Raw genomic sequence first — 16,498 nt, forward strand, 5'->3', positions numbered from 1 at the left:
GGTCCGGACAGAATCAATCAGAACGGCTTGACGACCACGAGCGCCACGATGGCCAGCAACAGCAGGACCGGCAACTCGTTGAACCAGCGGTAGAAAACATGCGAACGGGTGTTGGCGCCGCGCTCGAACTTGCGCAGCAGCACGCCACAGCCGTGGTGATAGCCGATCAGCACCAGAACCAGCGTGAGCTTGGCGTGCATCCAGCCATTGCCAGCGCCCATGCCGATGCCATAGCCGGCAAACAGCCACAGGCCGAACAGCACGGCCGGAATCGCCAGGATCGTGGTGAAGCGATAGAGGCGGCGGGCCATGCCCAGCAAACAGGACTGCACCGCCGGGTCGCCCTGCTGCGCCAGGTTCACGAAGATGCGCGGCAGATAGAACAGGCCGGCGAACCAGGACGTCACGAAGACGATGTGCAGCGTTTTGACCCAGAACATGGCGGTCCTTCGATATCAGCTAGGCGAAGCCCGGATTGTAGAGCGTCGCCAGGACCGAGGTCCGCCTGCGTGCGCCGCGCCGGCGTGGCGCGGCATCCGGCGCGTCAGGCCGGCTGGGGCGTGGCGCCCACGATGCGTCCGCTGATGCGGGCGGCATTGGCGAAATGGGCCTCGAAGGTGTCGCCGACGGCCACCGGATGGATGCCGGTGCTGGCGCCGGTCGAGATCCAGTCGCCCGCCTTCAGGGCGATGCGGCGGTCCGCCAGGGTGTTGATGAGGAACAGCAGCGCCGAGACCGGGCCGCCGGGGATGCGGGCCGCGTCGCCGGCGCCCGCTTCCTGGCCGTTGATGGAAATGCGGGTCGTCCAGTTTTCCAGCGGCTGCGAGAAGAAATCCTTCAGCTCGTCGCCGACCACCAGCCCGGCGTTGTTGCCGAAATCACTGATGACGGCGCCAGGCCCCAGCGGGCTCAGGTTCTTCAGCGGGCTGCCGGCCAGTTCGATGGCGGCGTGCACGCCGCCCACGTAGTCGCCGATCTCGGCAGGGCGTTCGAAGTGCATGCCGACCGGCACCGGCTTGGCGATGCGGATGGCGAACTCCACTTCCACGGCGGCATAGCCGCCTTCCACCACGGGCACCTGGGCGCTGTCGGTCTGCCAGACGTTGCCGGCCAGCACGGGACCGACCAGGCGCTCGGCGGGGAATTGTTCACGCCATTGCGGCTGCACCGCGGCCACTTTCCAGCCGCCGACGGGGCCGGGCCAGGCGGCCAGCGCCACGTCCTGGATGTGGTACGCGGCCGCCAGCGTGGCCGGCGTCACGTCACCGGGATAGGCGGCCAGGGCGGTGGCACTGAGGCGGCCCTGGCGGAAGGCTGCGGCGATCTGTTCGGCGGTGAGCGGATTGCGGGCGTCGGCGGTCATGGAGGCGGCTTGTCTCGTCGGTTGTAGTGGAGGGGCGTAGCAGCAGCGTGGCGCCAGGGCATTGTTACACAGGGCCGCGCGCCTCGCCACGCTGGCGCCGGACGCGCCGCCAGAGCCAGCCGTACAGCACCGCGTTCAGCGTGACGACGCCCACGCCCAGGCCCACCTGCACGGTGCGCGTCAGGCCTTGCGGATAGATCGCGGCCAGCAGGTAGTGTTCGATGAATCCGCCCGAGTATCCGGCCTGGCCCGCCTGCGCACGCAGGTCGTTCTCCAGCGGCGTGAGCGGACAGATCCAGCCCGTCAGCATGGCCAGGGCGCCCCATGTCAGCGCGGGCAGGTGCAGCCAGGCCAGCCGGGGGCGCCACGGCAGGAGCAGCGCGCCCGCGATCACGAAGGCAATGAAAAGCCCGTGCAGGATGAGGACGAGATCGGCCAGGGTCTTGTAGAGCATGGCGTGCCCGGCAGCGCTCAGCCGATGAGCGCGCTCAGGACCAGCAGCGCCAGCAGGGCCCAGACGATGCCGGCCACGATGCCGCGCGCGGCGAAGGCGCGCAGCGCCGCCAGCAGCATGGCCACGCCCAGCGCCAGCAGCGCGAAATTGAAGAGGCTGGGCTGCATGCCCATGGCAGCGGCCACGCCCGCCGAGAAGTCGCTGATAGCTTCCGCCAGTCCGCCGAAGACGAAGCGCAGGGCGTCGACGATCAGCCGGATCAGTCCGCCGAGCAACTCGCCCAGCCATTGGAAAGTGCCTTCTGATTGCATGAGGGAAAGGAGGAGTTGCGTTGCGGGCCATCTTACCTGCGCGGCCTGCCGCCGCCGCGCCGTGCGTGCCGGCTGTTGTAACCAGACGCTAGTCCCACGGCCTTATTCGCGCGCGCGGCCGGCTGGGAGTACAATGACCGATCTGGGGCCGATCCGGATTCGACGTGGGTCGCGAAACAGAGCAGGGCATGCCGAGCCCCAGTACGCTCGTAAAACCACTGGAAACAAACAAACGCCAACGACGAGCGTTTCGCTCTCGCCGCTTAAGCGGTGAGCCGTTGCACTGACTTGTCCCTGGGTCAGGTGGGGTAACACCCACAGCAACGTTATTCACAGGGAATCGGGTCTGGCCGGGTCACACGGTCAGGCTTTAAAACGATGTGAATCGCTCCGGTCCGGCCTGTCGGTTGGCTAAGTCCGGGGTTAAAACGAAATAAATCGACTACGCATGTAGAACTGCCTGCAGAGGGCTCGCGGACGGGGGTTCAATTCCCCCCGGCTCCACCAGAACACCCTCCAATTGGTGCCCAGCAAATGGCCAGTCCCCCGGGACTGGCCATTTTCTTTTTCCCGCGGCGCAAGGCTCAGCTTTGCCGCAGCATGCGCAGATCCGTCACGGCAAAACCATAACCGGAGAAATACGCGCCAGCCTCTTCGAGTTCGTCTTCATCGACGGCGAACCGCAGCGAGTTGCCCGAGTCGTGCCAGAGATCGATGAGCAGGCTGCCGTCCGCCAACCTGACCTGGACGGCCTCGGGCGTGAAGCGGCCTGTGACGTGGGTGAAGCCTTCGGTCTCGACGACCAGCACGCCCTCCGCGTAGGCCAGCACGGCGAGGCCGAGCCGAAGCCGATTGTCGGCCGCGCCCAGCGGCGTGTTGCGCAGCCGATCGAGGATGCCGACCGGCGTGCGGGGCGCGTCTTCCGGCGGCAGTGGCGAAGGGGATGAACGCGGATCCGCTTGAGACGTTTTTTTCATTGGCGGCGGGCCGGTCGATTGAAGGTCAAAGCATCGTAGCACCAGGCATGCACGCTGTGTGCAAATCCTGCCAAAGTTGGCAGGGACTGTCATGCCGGCCGTGCGCGACCTCAATGCCGGCGCCGCCTCATCCGCGCTGCGTGGAGAGGAAGGCGTTCAGGGCCTCGACGACTTCGGCTTCATGCTCGACGAAGAAGAAGTGGCCGCCGGCGAAGCCGCGCAGTTGGCAATCCGCCTGGGTTTCCTCGCGCCAGTCCGAGGCCTTGCGTGCGTCGACCGTCTGGTCTTCCTCCCCGTGGAACACCAGGATGGGGACGTCCAGTTGCGCCGGTCCGGGATAGACATAGGACTCGACGACCTCGAAATCGGCCTGGACGGTGGGCAGCACGAAGTCCAGCAGTTCCTCGTCCTCGATCATGTGCAGGAAGGTGTCGCCGTAGCGGCGCAGCGCGTTGACCAGGTCCTGCCTGCCCGAGATGACGACGGAGTTGCCGCGTTGGCCGGGCCAGTACCTGGGGGCGACACACGCGGAGACCACCAGCGCCTGGATGTCCAGCGCCTGGCGGCCGGCGCGCGCAAGCTGGCGCCAGTGGCGCGCCGCTTCATAGGCGAGGATGCCGCCCAGGCTGTGGCCCCAGAACAAGGCGGGGCGGTCGAGGTGTTGCGCTTGCTGGGCCACGAGTTCGGCCAGGGCATCCCCGATATGGCGCAGGGGCGCCTCCGACCAGCGGGTGCCGCGTCCCGGCATCTGCAGGCCCAGCACCGACCACTGCGGCGGCAGGTGCTCGATCCAGCGCAGGAAGGACTGCGCGCTGCCGCCGGCGTAGGGAAAGAGGAAGAGGGTGGCCGCGGCATTCTCCACCGGGCGCAGCGGTGCCCAGCACGAGGCTTCCGTGGTGGGGCAGGCATGGGCCGGCATCATGGCGCGGCGCCTGCCGGCATGGCCTGCCGGCGCGGCGGCCGCGGGGCCGGGGCGGGGCGGGCTGCCGCCGGCGTGCCCCTTTCGTAGACGTAGTCACCGGGCGGCCCGGCTTCCGGCCGGCAGCGCAAGCCGAAACCCTCCAGCATGGCGCAAAGCGCCTCGCGCACTGTCTTGCTGCCGCAGACCATGGCCCGATCGTGCTCGGGGTTCAGCGGCGGCAGGCCGAGTTCGCGCGCCAGCTCGCCGGAATGGATCAGCGTGGTGATGCGGCCCTGGCGTTCGAAGGGTTCGCGGGTCACGGTGGGGACGTAGCGCAAGGCGCCGCGTGCCCGCCAATCCTGCCGGCCGGCGAGCGCCTGGGTGATGTAGTGGCGATAGGCCAGCCCGCTCACCTCGCGTGCGCAATGCACCAGCACGATCGTGTCGAAGGCCTCGTAGGCCTGCGGGTCGCGGATGATGCTGAGAAAGGGCGCGACGCCCGAGCCGGTGGCAAGCAGGTAGAGCCGCTTGCCTGGACGCAGGTCGGAGAGGCGCAACGTTCCTCCCGACTGCCGCCCGACGAGGACGGGATCGCCCACGCGCAAGGCCTGCAGGCGGCTGCCCAGCGTGTCGGCGGGCGTGGCGTGGCTCAGGAACTCGAGATACGGATCGCGCGTCGCGCTCGCCACGCTGTGGGGCCGCGCCTGCAGCTGGTCCTGTGCGGCCAGGCCCAGGCTGACGTAGTGGCCGCTTTCGAAGCGCAGGCCGGGCGGGCGCGTGGTCGTCACGCTGAAGAGCCGGTCGTTCCAGTGGCGGATGTTCGTCACGCGTTCCAGGGTGTGATTGTGCATGGTGCCGGTCTCCGTGACGGTGTCAGGCGGGCGCGTGCAGGGGCGCATGTCCGGTCCGCGCCGGCGATTGCGGGGCGGCGGGCGGCGTGGGCATCCGTTCGACGAACTGGGCGAACGACGCATAGCCCGTCCAGATGCGGCGCCATTCCTGCGCGGCGGATTCGGGCCCGAGCGACAGCGCCACCTGGTCGAGATGGTCGGCCACCGCGTCCAGGGAGCTGCGGGCATGGCCCGAGCCATAGTTGTCGATCGACAGGTGGGTGACTTCGTAGGCGGTGTCGTAGCCCCACCGCCGCAGCTTCTCGATCTCGTGCAGGCGCAGTTCGCCCAGGCCGAACATCTCGATGCCCAGGTTGAAGCCCAGGATCTCGGGGCGGTAGCTGTCCGGGAACTGCGCCAGGCAAAGCTGGTAGAGCGCGAAGGGATAGATCTCGTCGAGCAGTTCCTCTTGCTCGATGAAGTCGGTGCTGGCGATGTGGGGCAGGTGCACGTCCATGGAGCGCAGCACCTGGTGGATGAGCTGGATGTGGTTCTGCGCGACGTCGCCCTGGCCCATCTCGTCCGCGTAGATGGCGAAAAGCGCCCTGTCGGCGGCGCGCAGGTGCCTGCCCCGCAAGGCGCTGCGATAGGCCCAGGCGCCGTCGATGAGGTTGCCCAGCGCAAAGGTCTTCTGCGTGAAGACGACCTCTTCGGCATCCGGCATCTCGGCAAGCGGGGCGATGGGGCCGAGCAGCTTGTCGTGATAGATCGCGTCGAAGCGCGCATAGAGCGCGTCGCGGGAATAGGGGAACGCGCGCGCGTCGGTATGGCGCCAGGCGCTGCCATCGCCAGGCGCATGCAGCAGCGCCGCCGCCGCCGACAAGCCCTGTTCGGCGTGTGTCCGCGCCATGGGCAGGACGGCGGGGAACTGCTCGATGTTGACGAGCCGATGGAAGAACTGCCTCGGCGCCGGCGCTACGGTCTCTGCAAGGGTGTCGAAGCCGGGATGCGCGGGCAGGGCGGCCAACACCGCGTCCCAGGCCGTCTGCGGCATGTCGTGGTTGGCCGGCGGCTGCAGGGTTTCGGGGCTGGCGGCCTGCAGCGACCATGCCTGCAAGGTCATGGTCTCGTCCGCGTCGAAGACGCCGAACATCGGACCGCCGAACTGGATGGCGCCCATGAAGCGGCAGGGCTGCCGCGGATCGCGCGCGCGGACGTATGGCGATGCCTTGAAGGCGCGCACGAAGGCGTGCGGATCGAAGTCCGGGCTGGCAAAGCGGTCGGCCAGCGTTTCGCCGTCCACTTTCACCTTGCCGTGTTGCTTGCCGGCATAGGGAGCATGGCGGGCCACGATCTCGGCGACCCGTTCATCCAGGTTGCGGCGAGCCTGGCGGCAGAGACGCGTGAGCATGGCCTGGACCTGCAGGCTTTCCAGTTCCGCGAGGGCGAGCGCGGCGCGGGCCGCGCGCGGCCAGCCGGGCGTAGCGGAGCCGTGCTGCGCGAACAGCGCCTGGAACAGTCCGGCGGCATCGTCTCGCGCGGCCGCGTCGTCATCCAGCGGGCCGCCCACCGCCGCGTCGACGGCCAAGGCGTGGAAGGCCCAATGCACGCCGGCGATCTCCGGCAGGCAGCGCGCGCCATAGAGCGCCAGGGCCTGCAGGAAACAGGCTTGCAGCCAACTGGCGGTATCGGCCAGGCAGGCGCGTTCGAAAGCCGGGTCGGCGAGCTCGGGCAGGGCCAGGCCGTTATCCAGCAGCACGTGGTGGTGCCGCTGCCATTGCGGCTGCCGGCCGGGCGCGCCTTGTTGATCCAGGCAGCGCGCACGGAACAGCCGGTTGACGAGCGGCGCGGGCTGGGTGGCGGGTTGCGAGACGGAATCCAGCCAGACCCCGCTCAGCGCGCGGACGGGCGCGCGTTCGCGCAGCAATTCACGGCGCGCCCTGCCGTCGTGTTCGAGCACCGCGTGCAGGCGCTGGCCCAGGTCCGCGCGGCGCGCGCGCAGTCTCTCGTCCAGCGCCGCCAGGCTGTCAGGCAGCGGCGCGTCACGCGGCGGGATCTGGTCCAGCACGGTCTCGATCAGCGCCAGGGCCGCCCAGCGCATGCCCTCCGACTCCTTGTCCGTCACGAAGCGGCGGAACAGTTGCGCAGGCGGCAACGCCAGCAGGGCGCGGCCTTGCGCCTGGGCATCCGGGCTGAAGCGGGGAGGGGCGGTGTCAAGGCAGGCGAAGGGAAAGGACAGCATGGCGAAACCTCCTCACGTGTCACGGCGTGGCGCGGGCGCGCCCATTGGCGGCGACAAAGCGCGCCATGCCGCGGACGGTCTGGTGTTGCATGACTTGCGCCAGCGAGGCCGAGACGGCGAACTCCTTGCGCAAGCGGGCCATGAGGCGAGCGGCCTTGATGGAGTCGCCGCCCAGGTCGAAGAAATTCTGGTCCAGGTCGGCGATCTCGCGCTTCAGCAGTTCGGACCAGATCCGGGCCACGCCCTGCTCGAACGCGGACAGCGCGGGTTCACCATCGCCGCCCTCGGCGGTCGGCGATGGCGATGCAGGCGAGGCGTCCGGCGGCGATGCAGGCGCGGCGGCGCTGGCGGATGGCGCCGGGGGAAGGTGCAAGGCCTGGCGGTCCACCTTGCCGTTCTCCGACAGCGGCAGCGCGTCCCGCACCAGCACGCGAGTGGGCACCATGTAGGCGGGAAGCTGTGCGGCCACATGGGCCTTGAGTTGCTGCGCCACGTCGGGCGGGGGCGCTTTTGCGTCCCCGGCCAGCACCACGTGGGCGGTCAGCCCGTCATGGTCCGGCGCAGGGCCGGTGACCGCGCACGCGCGTACCAGCGGGTGGCTGGCCAGGCGGGCTTCGATGTCGGTGAGTTCGACGCGCTGCCCGTGCAGTTTCACCTGGAAGTCGGCGCGGCCCACGATCTCCAGGCTGCCGTCGGGCAGGTAGCGGCCCAGGTCGCCCGTCTTGTACAGGCGCTCGCCATTGCGAGGATGGGTGATGAAGGCCTGGGCGGTGCGCAGCGGATCGCGCCAGTAGCCCTGCGCCAGTCCGGCGCCGCTGGCGTGCAGTTCTCCCACGACCCAGTCCGGGCAGTCGTTCAAGGCGGCATCCAGCACGTGATATCGGCTGTTGGCCAGCGGGCGACCATACGGGATGCGGCTCAGGTGGGGCGGCACCGGCGTGTCGATGGGATGGAAGATGTTCCAGACCGTGGTTTCGGTCGGGCCACCCAGGCTGGCGATGCGCGCACGGCTGCGCCGGCGCAGGTCTCCCGGCAGGGAAGGCGGAATACGGTCGCCGCTCAGCATGACGAGCCGCAGGGTCTCGGGCAACTGCGCGTCGATCGCATCGCAATGCGCCACCAGCATCTGCGCCACGGCGGGCACCGTGTTGAGCAGCGTGACGCCGAAGCGTTCCATCAGGTCCAGCCAGTGCGCGGGGTCCGCGGCCTTGTCGGGGTCGGGCAGCACCAGCGCGCCACCCGCGTGCAGCACGCCGAAGATGTCGAAGACCGACAGGTCGAAATGGAAGGCGGACAGGCCCAGCGCGCGGTCGCGCGCCTGCACGGAGAATCGCGCGGTCGCATCGTGCACCAGGTTGACGACGCTGCCCTGGCCGATCATGACGCCCTTGGGCGCGCCGGTGCTGCCAGAGGTGTACAGCACATAGGCCAGGCGGTCGGGCGCGCTGCCCAGGGCAACCCTGGGCAGGTCGCCGTCTGGCGCGAGATCCTCGACGAACAGGCGTTCGCCCGCGTAACGGGCTGCCAGCGGGAGATCCTCCCGGGTGACGAGAACGCGTGCCTGCGCCAGTCTGGCGATCTCGTCCTGCCGTGCGTCGGGCCAGTCCGTGGCGATGGGCACGTAGGCCGCGCCCGCCAGGCTTGCCCCCAGGACCGCGGCCACCTGTTCGGGGCCCTTGGGCAGGCAGATGGCCACGGGTTCGCCCGCTTGCACGCCGTGCGACACCAGGCGCTGCGCGATGGCGCGGGCCTGCGCCAGCAAGTCACCGCGGGTGACGCCGCGGCTGGCGGTCAACACGGCGGGCCGGCCCGGATCGACCAGGGTGTGGCGCAGGAAGCCGGCGTGCAGGGATTCGACCGGCACGGGCTTGTCGGTCCGGTTGGCGCGTTCACGCGCCTGTCGCTGCGTGGCGGGCAGCAGGTCGAATTCGGCCTCCTGCCAGGCTTGCGGCGAGTCGGCCAGCCGGCCCAGCAACCGGCCCAGGCTGTCCGCCACGCAGGCGGGCACCCCGGGTGCGAACAGGCCCGTCACGGCATCCAGTTGCAGCACGATGCCGCCGCGTTGGCGCATGACAAACAGGTTGAGCCAGACCTGCGGCGTCTGGCTGACGCCATGGACGTGCGTGCCCAGCGTCTCGACGCCCTGCAGGGGGCCGTGCCCGGGCGCGTCGGCCAACGCGAAGTTGAAGGTATAGGGCACGATGAGCGTGGCCTGGCCGGGCGAGGCGCTGGCCAGGTGGCGGGCGGCATCCAGCGCGGTGAAGTGGCGCAGATCCAGGGCTTCCATCAAGGCGGCCTGCGCCGCCTTGGCGCGCAGGTCGAAGCGCGGTTGGGTGCCGGTGACGGTGGCAAGCACCGGCCGCGTGAAATTGCCGATGGCGGCATCGATGTCCGGCGAGACCGGCGGCCGGTAGGCGAGGGTGACGTTCAGTGTCTTGGCATGCGTGCCGTCCCAACGCGAAAGCACGTCGCAATAGGCAGCGAACACCGCGGCGGCAGGCGTCACGCCGGCGGCCCCGGCATGTGCCTGGAAACGTGTCCAGGCCTGTGCGTCCAGGCTGGCCTCGAAGCGTTCGGTCAGGCCCTGTGCCAGTTTGTCCGGGTCGGTGGCCAGGGGCAGCCGGGGCGGATGCAGTCCGTCGCGCGCCTGGCGGCTCAGCCAGCGATCGCGCGACTGGCGCCAGCCCGGACCCTCGCGTTCGCGCTGCTCGGCGGCCACGTAGGGCGCCACGCAGGGCGCCAGCGCCTTGAGCGTGGCATCGGGCCGCGCATAGGCGGCGGCCCAGTCCGCGAAGAGGATCTGCATGGACAGGCCGTCGATGTGCAGGCCCTCGTGGCTGACCAGCAGCATGTGCCGCCCGGCAGGCAGGGCAACCAGGACGGCCTCGAGCGCGCAGGGACGCGCCAGCGGCGCAACCTGCGCGGACAGGCGGCGGCGCAGCGCGTGAATGGCGGCCTGCGCGGCCAGCTCGTCATCCCGGCCATGGTCGTGGCGGGTCATGAGCGGCGTCGGCACGTCCTGCATGGGCAGGATTGCCTGGCGGCCTTCCGGATCGATGATGGTGCGCAGTGCCTCGTGGCGCGCCACCACCGCGCACAGCGAGGCCTCCAGGCGATCGGGGTCGCAGCCTTCCATCAGGATCTCGTGATAGACATGGGAGGACACGCGCCCCAGTGCCAGGGTATCGCCCCGTCCGACCAGGTAGGCGGCCTGCATGGCCGAGAGCGGGAACCAGGGGCCGGCTTGCGCGTGTGGCGGGGCAGCGTGGGCGGGACGGTCGAGGACGGAGCCGGACATGGTGACTACTCCTGGAGAGGCAGGGCGGGCGTGGGCGCGCCGGCTAGCCGTTGCGCGAGCGCCGGGAGGTCGCTGGCATCGAGCAGATCGGCCAGGCCGAGCTGGACGCCGCTGCGCTCCTCCACGCGGTACTGGACGCGAATGGCCTGCAGCGAGGTCAGGCCGCGCTCGCGCAGCGTGCGCGTGTCCGGTTCCTGCAGCGCGGCGTGAGGCACGCCCAGCGCGGCGGCGATCTCCTCTTGCAACACGGACGTGAGCGTTGTGGTGTCGGCGGCGGAAGCAGGCATGGCGGGCGCTCCAGTGGGTCAGGACAGGGATCGTGGGTGGGACGGCCGCGCCGCGCTCGCGCCACAGGCTTGCAGCACGAGACCTGCGCGCACGCCTGGCGTGCCCGAGTACACGCCCAGCAGGACCCCGTCGGGCAAGGGGGACGAAGCGGCGTGGTCGGCCAGGTTGATGAGCGGGTCGCAGCCGAAGCAGTGCCCGAGCCTGGTCACGTTGTCCAGGTAGAGCTGGGGCCTGGCGAAGCCAGCCATCTGCTCGCGCATCGACAGGATGGGCAGGAACAGGTTGTCGTGGCAGACCTTGTCCAGCTGGCTGGGCTGCAGGCTGGCGTGCGAGAGCTGGCGATTGGCCTGGGCGGCAAGCCGTCCGCCGCCATCCAGGCCATCCGATGCGCCGGCCGTGGCCTGCATGGCCGCGACGGATGCAACGAGCCGGTAGCCCGGCAAGGCCTCCTGGCTGAGCAGGCAGCTGGCGCCCGCGTCGCTGAACAGCGCGAACGACGCCAGGCGCTCATGTTCGTCACGAATGGCGTCGAAGGATGCCACCAGGATGTGGCGATAGCGTCCCGACGCCAGCATGTCATCGGCCAGGCGGATGCCGCAGACCAGCGTGGCGCAGCGGCTCAGCGTCAAGCCCAGTAGCGGTGCGTGGTCCAGTCCCAGGCTGTTCAGGAAACGGTGGGTGTCGGCGCGATGTTCGTTCACGCCGCCGGGAAAGACAGCCGCGCAAAGCAGCACGGCATCGATGTCGCCGGGCATCACGCCGGTCTCGGCAAGCGTGCGTCGCGCGCTGGCCACCGCGAGGTCGACGGGCTGTCCGCGCGTGCGCCGATACTGGCCCCAGCCCCAGAGCTCGGGCTCGCGCGACAGGCCCGTGCGCGCCAGCGCCTCGTCCACGTCGGGAAGATCGTCCCAGTCGTGCGCGTCTTCTCCCAGGCTGTAGGCCACGCCGGCGATCGTGGTGTCCACGGCAACTCCTTACAGGTAGTTGTGCTTGCGCGGCGCTGTCTGGTTGAGCACGTAGTTGCCGATCACGTGGTACTTCCACGCGACGGGATCATGCAGCGTGTGGGTGCGGGCGTTGCGCCAATGCCGGTTCAGGTTGAGCTTTTCCAGCACCGCGCCGGTGCCCGAGACCTCGAACAGCTTGTTGGTGGCGAACAGGGCGCTTTCGGTGCTGAGCACCTTGGCGATCGCCACGGCCACCGAGATCTCCGCGACCAGGTCGTCGTCCAGGTCATGGCGATGCGCGTCCATCAGGCGCGCGGCGGCGTCGACGGCCTGGATGGCCGCTGCCAGCCGCACCTGCATGTCGCCGATGGTGCGCAGCACATAGGGATCATCGGCCGCGCGATCCAGGCCGCTGTCGATCCAGGGCCGCGAGCGCGTGCGCACATAGTTCACCGCGTCGGCCATCGCTTCCGCGCCGATGCCCGCGTCGATCGCGGCGTGGAATATCTGCGAGGCCGCCCCAACCATCGTCGGCTCGATGAAGACGTCGGCGAATGGCATGACATGGCCGGGGTCCACTTCCACGTCTTCCAGCAACACCGTGCCGCTGGCCGTGCCGCGCTGGCCGAAGCCCGTCCAGTCGTCTTCGATGGTCAGGCCCGCCGAATGACGGGGAATGAAGGCCTGGACGTGGTCGTCGTGGTCGTCGCGCGCCACGATCCCGATCCAGTCGGCGAAGACGCAGCCCGTGGCGTAGAACTTGCGGCCATTCAGAACGCGCCGCCCGCCGCGGGTTTCGAGCCGCGTGGAGATGTCCATGGCGGTCTTGCCGCCTCGCTCGGAGGCCGCCTGCGAGAAGCGCTTGCCGCGCAATATTTCGCTGAAGAAGAAGTCCTGCTGCGCGTCGTCGCCCGCCAGCGACAGCAGGTCGACGATGTGGAAGTGGCTGCGGGGGATCTGCGCCACCGAGGGGTCCGCGGCCGCGATCAGGCGCGTGACCTGCGCCAGCGTGGCGTAGCCCAGGTCGGGGCCGCCGTGGCGCGCGGGTACCGTGATGGCCCACAGGCCCGACTCGCTGAAGCCGGTGATTTCCTGGTCGCAGGGCGTGCGTTGCGCATCGCGCTCGCTGGCGCCGGCCCGCACGGCGGCGGCGACTTCGGCGGCGGCCGCCAGCGCGTCCGCGGTCGTGGCCAGCAGGATGGGAGCGTTCATGACGGGAGCGTTCATGTGGGGCCTCTGTGTCCGACGAATCGACGCCGACCGGCCGCGAACGCCGGGCACGAGGCCCGCGGAGCGGAGTATCGGCACGCATCCATTTCATCGGTGCGTGCCTGTATCCACAACTACCAGAACTCATAGCCCGGGCGGCGGCGCGCCGCACGGGCCGACGCTCAGTTCAGCAGGCCCAGCATGGCCGCGCGCACCACAGCCGCCATCTTGTTGGGCGCGTTCAACTGCACCAGGGCGTTCTTCACGTGGAAGTTGACCGTGTTGATGGAGATGCCCAGGATCTCCGCGATCTCGGACGACGTCTTGCCGTCTGCCGACCACTTCAGGATGTCCACTTGCCGTGGCGTGAGCGGCTGCTCGGGCAGGCCGGCCAGGTCGGCCGCCAGCACGCGCGAGAAGGCCTGGTGCGTGGCGTTCGCCAGGCAGCTCATGCTCGCTTCCTTGGCGTCCAGTTCGGCGGGCTGGATCTGCTCGCCGGAGCGGGCCAGCGTCAACATGCCGCGCGTGCCCTGCTGGCCGAAGAGGGATTGCGCCCAGCCGACTTTCAGGCCGAAGGATTGTGCCTCTTCCCACAACAACGGCGCCTTCTCGAAGACCGCATCATTCCAGGTGACCGGCGTTCCATGCGCCAGGCCATGCAGGACCGTGGGGTCCTGCGCCAGGTAGCCCGCTTCTTCGTAGCGGTGCTGCCAGCCTTCGGGATAGTTGTTGCGTGCGAAGGTGCGCTGCCGGGACAAGGGCACAGGCAGCCTTGCCCCGTAGGCACAGTACTCGAACCCCAACGCGCGGCTGGCGTGCAGGGCTGCTTCGAACACCTCATCCGCGCTTGTCGCTTGCGCCAGACGATCCAGGTTCTCTCGTGACCACTGCTCCATGTCCTTCTCCGCGTTGAGCGGCCGTCCAGGCCGGGGGCAGGACGGCGAGTTGGCAAATTATCTAGATACTTAAACCAATAACTGCTGCCACATCTCGGATAATCTCGAACATTCTCCCATTTTCAAGAAACCGTTCATCAGGGAATGCTTGAGATCAACTCAGGTTTTCTCTGAGCGTGTGCGATCTCGTCTCAAACGGTGCTACCTTTGCACCGTCTCGGATAAGCGGAGCGTAAGTCGTGCGATTTGACCTGGTGGATCTTCGTCTTTTCCTGCACGTGGTCGAGGCCGGCAGCATCACGGGCGGCGCCGAGCGCGCGCACCTGACGCTGCAATCGGCCAGCGAGCGCATCCGGGGCATGGAGCAGGAGCTGGGGGTGCCGCTGCTGCGCCGCACGAAGCTCGGCACCCGCCTGACCGAAGCGGGGCGTTCACTGGAACATCATGCGCGCGTCGTGCTGGCGCAAGTCGAGCACATGCGCGGCGACCTGCGCCAGTACGGCGACGGACTGCGCGGACACATCCGCCTGCTGTGCAATACCTCGGCGCTCAGCGAGCACCTGCCCAGCGTCATGGCGGAGTATCTCGCTGCGCATCCCAAGATCTCCATCAACGTCGAGGAAAGACTGAGCCACGAGATCGCCCACGCGATCCGCGCCAGGACCGCGGATATCGGCATCCTCGCCAACTCCATCAACCTGGAAGGGTTGGAGTGCGTGCCGTTTCGCGAGGACAGGCTGGTGCTGGTCGTGCCGCCGGGCGACCCGCTGGCCGAGCGCGAGGCAGTGCCTTTTGCCGAGGTGGTGGATTCGCCGTTCATCGGCCTGGTCGATGGCAGCGCCTTGCAGGAACACATCGCCGAGCAGGCCCGCAAGCTGGGCAAGCGCATCAGCTATCGCGTGCAGCTGCGCAGCTTCGAAGCGGTCTGCCGCATGATCGAAAGCGGCATCGGCATCGGCATCGTGCCGCGCAACGCGGCACTGCGCCTGGTGGACGGCTTCGACATCCGCGTCGTCGACCTCTCCGACAGTTGGGCGCTGCGCGGCCTGGTCATCTGCACGCGCGACGTGGCGGCGCTTCCCGGTTTCGTGCGCGATTTCATCGCGCACCTGTCGGGGCACGCGCCTTCCCAGGCTTGAACGCTCAGGCTGGACAATAGGCTGGATCAGGAAATTCCAGCTTTCTGTCGGCTTTCGTTTCCGTGAAGATGCTGCCAAACAAGCAAGCACCACGGAGACAGCCATGAAAGAGACCGCACAGGCCGGGCGCTTCGACGCCCCCGCGTCGTCCTCGCATCGCCTGGACCGATCGCTGGCCTTCCTTGCACTGGGCTGCGCAGCCGCGCTGTCGCCCGCCGCGTTTGCCGCGGAGTGGGCATCGCCCAGCCAGAAATACCAGATGGCGCTCGAGGCGCAAAGCGTCGGGGAATACACCCGCATGGTCGCGTTGCTGCGCGAGGCAGGCGAGGCGGATCACGTCCCTGCCCAGGAAATGCTGGGCATGGCGTTGCTGGCCGGCCCCACCGTCTACGGCGAGGCCGTGCCCACCGACCGCTGCGAAGCGGGCAAGTGGATGCGCCGCGCCGCCGCCCAGGGCAGCGAACTGGGCAAAACCCAATGGGCCTTCCTGCACAGGCTGCGGAACGCCCCTTCCGGAGAAGACGTCTGTCAAACACAAGGATGAAAACAATAATGAACGTGAATCTGTTGCGTGGTGCGCTTGCCAGCGCCTTGTCCGCCACGCTGGCCGCGGCCGCACTGTCCCCCGCCGCCGCGGCGGAGTTTCCCAGCCGGGCGGTTTCCATCGTGGTGCCGTTCTCGGCGGGCGGCCCCACCGACAAGGTCGTGCGCGACCTGGCCGTTTCCATGAGCAAGTCGCTGGGCCAGACCGTGGTGGTGGAGAACGTCACGGGCGCGGGCGGCACCATCGGCACGCGCAAGGTCGCCATGGCGCCGCCCGATGGCTACATGGTGCTGGTTCACACCATGGGCATGTCGACGGCGCCCAGCCTCTACAAGAACCTGGGCTTCGACGTGCTGAAGGATTTCGACTACATCGGCCAGGTCGTCGACGTGCCCATGGTCATCCTCGGGTCCAAGGGCCTGAAGGAAAAGAACTTCAGCGAAATGCTGGACACCATCCGCAAGCATCCGGGCAAGGTCTCCATCGGCCACGCAGGGCCGGGTTCGGCGGCGCACCTTTGCACGCTGCTGTTCGAGAACCAGGTCAAGTCCAAGATGGTGTCCGTGCCCTACAAGGGCAGCGCGCCCGCGCTCTCGGACCTGATCGGCGGGCAGATCGATCTGGTCTGCGACCAGACGACCAGCACGGCCGGCCAGATGCAGGGCGGCATGGTCAAGCCCTTCGCCATCACCACCATCCAGCGCGCCACGCCGTTTCCCGACCTGATGACGGCGGACGAGCAGGGGCTCAAGGGCTTCGACATGCGGACCTGGCACGGCATGTACGCCCCCAAGGGCTTGCCGCCGCAGGTCAAGGAAAAACTGGTCAAGGGCCTGCAGGACGCGCTGGCCGATCCGTCCTTCAAGCAGAAGATGACGGACCTGGGCGCGCAGGTCGTGGCCCAGGCCGACGCGACACCCGAAAGCCTGCAGAAGAAGCTGGGCGAGGAAACCGCGAGATGGGCCGAGGTCATCTCGGCATCCGGCATCAAGCCGAACTGACATCCACGAGATCGTTGTCTGCTGCATGTTGGCCCGCTTCGGCGGGCCTTTTTTTTTGTCGCCGGGCCGCCCCAAGACAAAAAGCGCGCAGTGTGAGG

At 68.7% G+C, this 16,498-nt stretch carries 16 protein-coding genes and 1 other RNA gene; 4 read left to right on the forward strand and 13 right to left on the reverse strand.

The window, feature by feature from the left end:
- Positions 1 to 17: 17 nt before the first annotated feature.
- The 4 genes from ODI_RS07510 to ODI_RS07525 all read right to left on the reverse strand — a co-directional run bounded on the left by ODI_RS07510 (position 18) and on the right by ODI_RS07525 (position 2,128).
- Complete coding sequence (locus ODI_RS07510; protein ID WP_067759746.1) at positions 18 to 440, reverse strand: CopD family protein; 423 nt, start codon at positions 438 to 440, stop codon at positions 18 to 20.
- 104 nt (positions 441 to 544) lie between these two features.
- Positions 545 to 1,363 (reverse strand): 2-keto-4-pentenoate hydratase, encoded by an 819-nt coding sequence (locus tag ODI_RS07515; protein ID WP_067759744.1) that lies wholly within the window; start codon positions 1,361 to 1,363, stop codon positions 545 to 547.
- A gap of 64 nt (positions 1,364 to 1,427) precedes the next feature.
- Positions 1,428 to 1,817, reverse strand: coding sequence for a DUF2784 domain-containing protein (locus tag ODI_RS07520; protein WP_067759741.1), 390 nt, complete (start codon positions 1,815 to 1,817; stop codon positions 1,428 to 1,430).
- A gap of 17 nt (positions 1,818 to 1,834) precedes the next feature.
- Positions 1,835 to 2,128, reverse strand: coding sequence for a hypothetical protein (locus tag ODI_RS07525; RefSeq protein ID WP_067759739.1), 294 nt, complete (start codon positions 2,126 to 2,128; stop codon positions 1,835 to 1,837).
- A 144-nt stretch (positions 2,129 to 2,272) separates the two neighbouring features.
- On the opposite strand from ODI_RS07525, the gene ssrA reads away from it, so the two are divergent.
- Positions 2,273 to 2,635, forward strand: a transfer-messenger RNA (tmRNA) gene (ssrA, locus tag ODI_RS07530).
- 77 nt (positions 2,636 to 2,712) lie between these two features.
- Here the strand turns inward: ssrA and ODI_RS07535 are convergent.
- The 9 genes from ODI_RS07535 to ODI_RS07575 all read right to left on the reverse strand — a co-directional run bounded on the left by ODI_RS07535 (position 2,713) and on the right by ODI_RS07575 (position 13,716).
- Positions 2,713 to 3,105 carry a hypothetical protein gene (locus ODI_RS07535; protein WP_067759736.1) on the reverse strand — a complete coding sequence of 131 codons (393 nt, stop codon included), beginning with the start codon at positions 3,103 to 3,105 and terminating at the stop codon, positions 2,713 to 2,715.
- Positions 3,106 to 3,232: 127 nt separating this feature from the next.
- Positions 3,233 to 4,027 (reverse strand): thioesterase II family protein, encoded by a 795-nt coding sequence (locus tag ODI_RS07540; RefSeq protein ID WP_067759734.1) that lies wholly within the window; start codon positions 4,025 to 4,027, stop codon positions 3,233 to 3,235.
- Positions 4,024 to 4,857: a ferredoxin--NADP reductase gene (locus ODI_RS07545; protein ID WP_082985528.1), complete on the reverse strand. Its 834-nt coding sequence runs from the start codon at positions 4,855 to 4,857 to the stop codon at positions 4,024 to 4,026. Before ODI_RS07545 ends, ODI_RS07540 begins: the two co-directional genes overlap by 4 nt.
- Positions 4,858 to 4,879: 22 nt before the next feature.
- Positions 4,880 to 7,078, reverse strand: a complete 2,199-nt coding sequence (locus ODI_RS07550; protein ID WP_067759729.1) for an iron-containing redox enzyme family protein — start codon at positions 7,076 to 7,078, stop codon at positions 4,880 to 4,882.
- A 19-nt stretch (positions 7,079 to 7,097) separates the two neighbouring features.
- The gene (locus ODI_RS07555) at positions 7,098 to 10,376 is read right to left on the reverse strand and encodes a non-ribosomal peptide synthetase (protein WP_067759726.1); all 3,279 of its coding nucleotides are present in this window, start codon (positions 10,374 to 10,376) and stop codon (positions 7,098 to 7,100) included.
- Positions 10,377 to 10,381: 5 nt separating this feature from the next.
- Positions 10,382 to 10,663 (reverse strand): acyl carrier protein, encoded by a 282-nt coding sequence (locus tag ODI_RS07560; protein WP_067759724.1) that lies wholly within the window; start codon positions 10,661 to 10,663, stop codon positions 10,382 to 10,384.
- Positions 10,664 to 10,681: 18 nt separating this feature from the next.
- Positions 10,682 to 11,629, reverse strand: coding sequence for a hypothetical protein (locus tag ODI_RS07565; RefSeq protein WP_067759721.1), 948 nt, complete (start codon positions 11,627 to 11,629; stop codon positions 10,682 to 10,684).
- Between the two features lie 9 nt (positions 11,630 to 11,638).
- Positions 11,639 to 12,838, reverse strand: a complete 1,200-nt coding sequence (locus tag ODI_RS07570) for an SfnB family sulfur acquisition oxidoreductase (protein ID WP_067759719.1) — start codon at positions 12,836 to 12,838, stop codon at positions 11,639 to 11,641.
- Positions 12,839 to 13,002: 164 nt separating this feature from the next.
- The gene (locus ODI_RS07575; RefSeq protein ID WP_067759712.1) at positions 13,003 to 13,716 is read right to left on the reverse strand and encodes an autoinducer binding domain-containing protein; all 714 of its coding nucleotides are present in this window, start codon (positions 13,714 to 13,716) and stop codon (positions 13,003 to 13,005) included.
- A 239-nt stretch (positions 13,717 to 13,955) separates the two neighbouring features.
- On the opposite strand from ODI_RS07575, the gene ODI_RS07580 reads away from it, so the two are divergent.
- The 3 genes from ODI_RS07580 (at position 13,956) to ODI_RS07590 (ending at position 16,400) form a co-directional block, all read left to right on the forward strand.
- Entirely contained in the window at positions 13,956 to 14,855 is a 900-nt protein-coding gene (locus ODI_RS07580) for a LysR family transcriptional regulator (RefSeq protein ID WP_067759709.1), read from the forward strand.
- Positions 14,856 to 14,958: 103 nt separating this feature from the next.
- The gene (locus ODI_RS07585) at positions 14,959 to 15,399 is read left to right on the forward strand and encodes an SEL1-like repeat protein (protein WP_067759703.1); all 441 of its coding nucleotides are present in this window, start codon (positions 14,959 to 14,961) and stop codon (positions 15,397 to 15,399) included.
- An 8-nt stretch (positions 15,400 to 15,407) separates the two neighbouring features.
- Complete coding sequence (locus ODI_RS07590) at positions 15,408 to 16,400, forward strand: tripartite tricarboxylate transporter substrate-binding protein (RefSeq protein ID WP_098020870.1); 993 nt, start codon at positions 15,408 to 15,410, stop codon at positions 16,398 to 16,400.
- The last annotated feature ends 98 nt before the right edge of the window (positions 16,401 to 16,498 follow it).

This window comes from Orrella dioscoreae, from assembly GCF_900089455.2.
Taxonomy (GTDB): Bacteria; Pseudomonadota; Gammaproteobacteria; order Burkholderiales; family Burkholderiaceae_B; genus Orrella; species Orrella dioscoreae.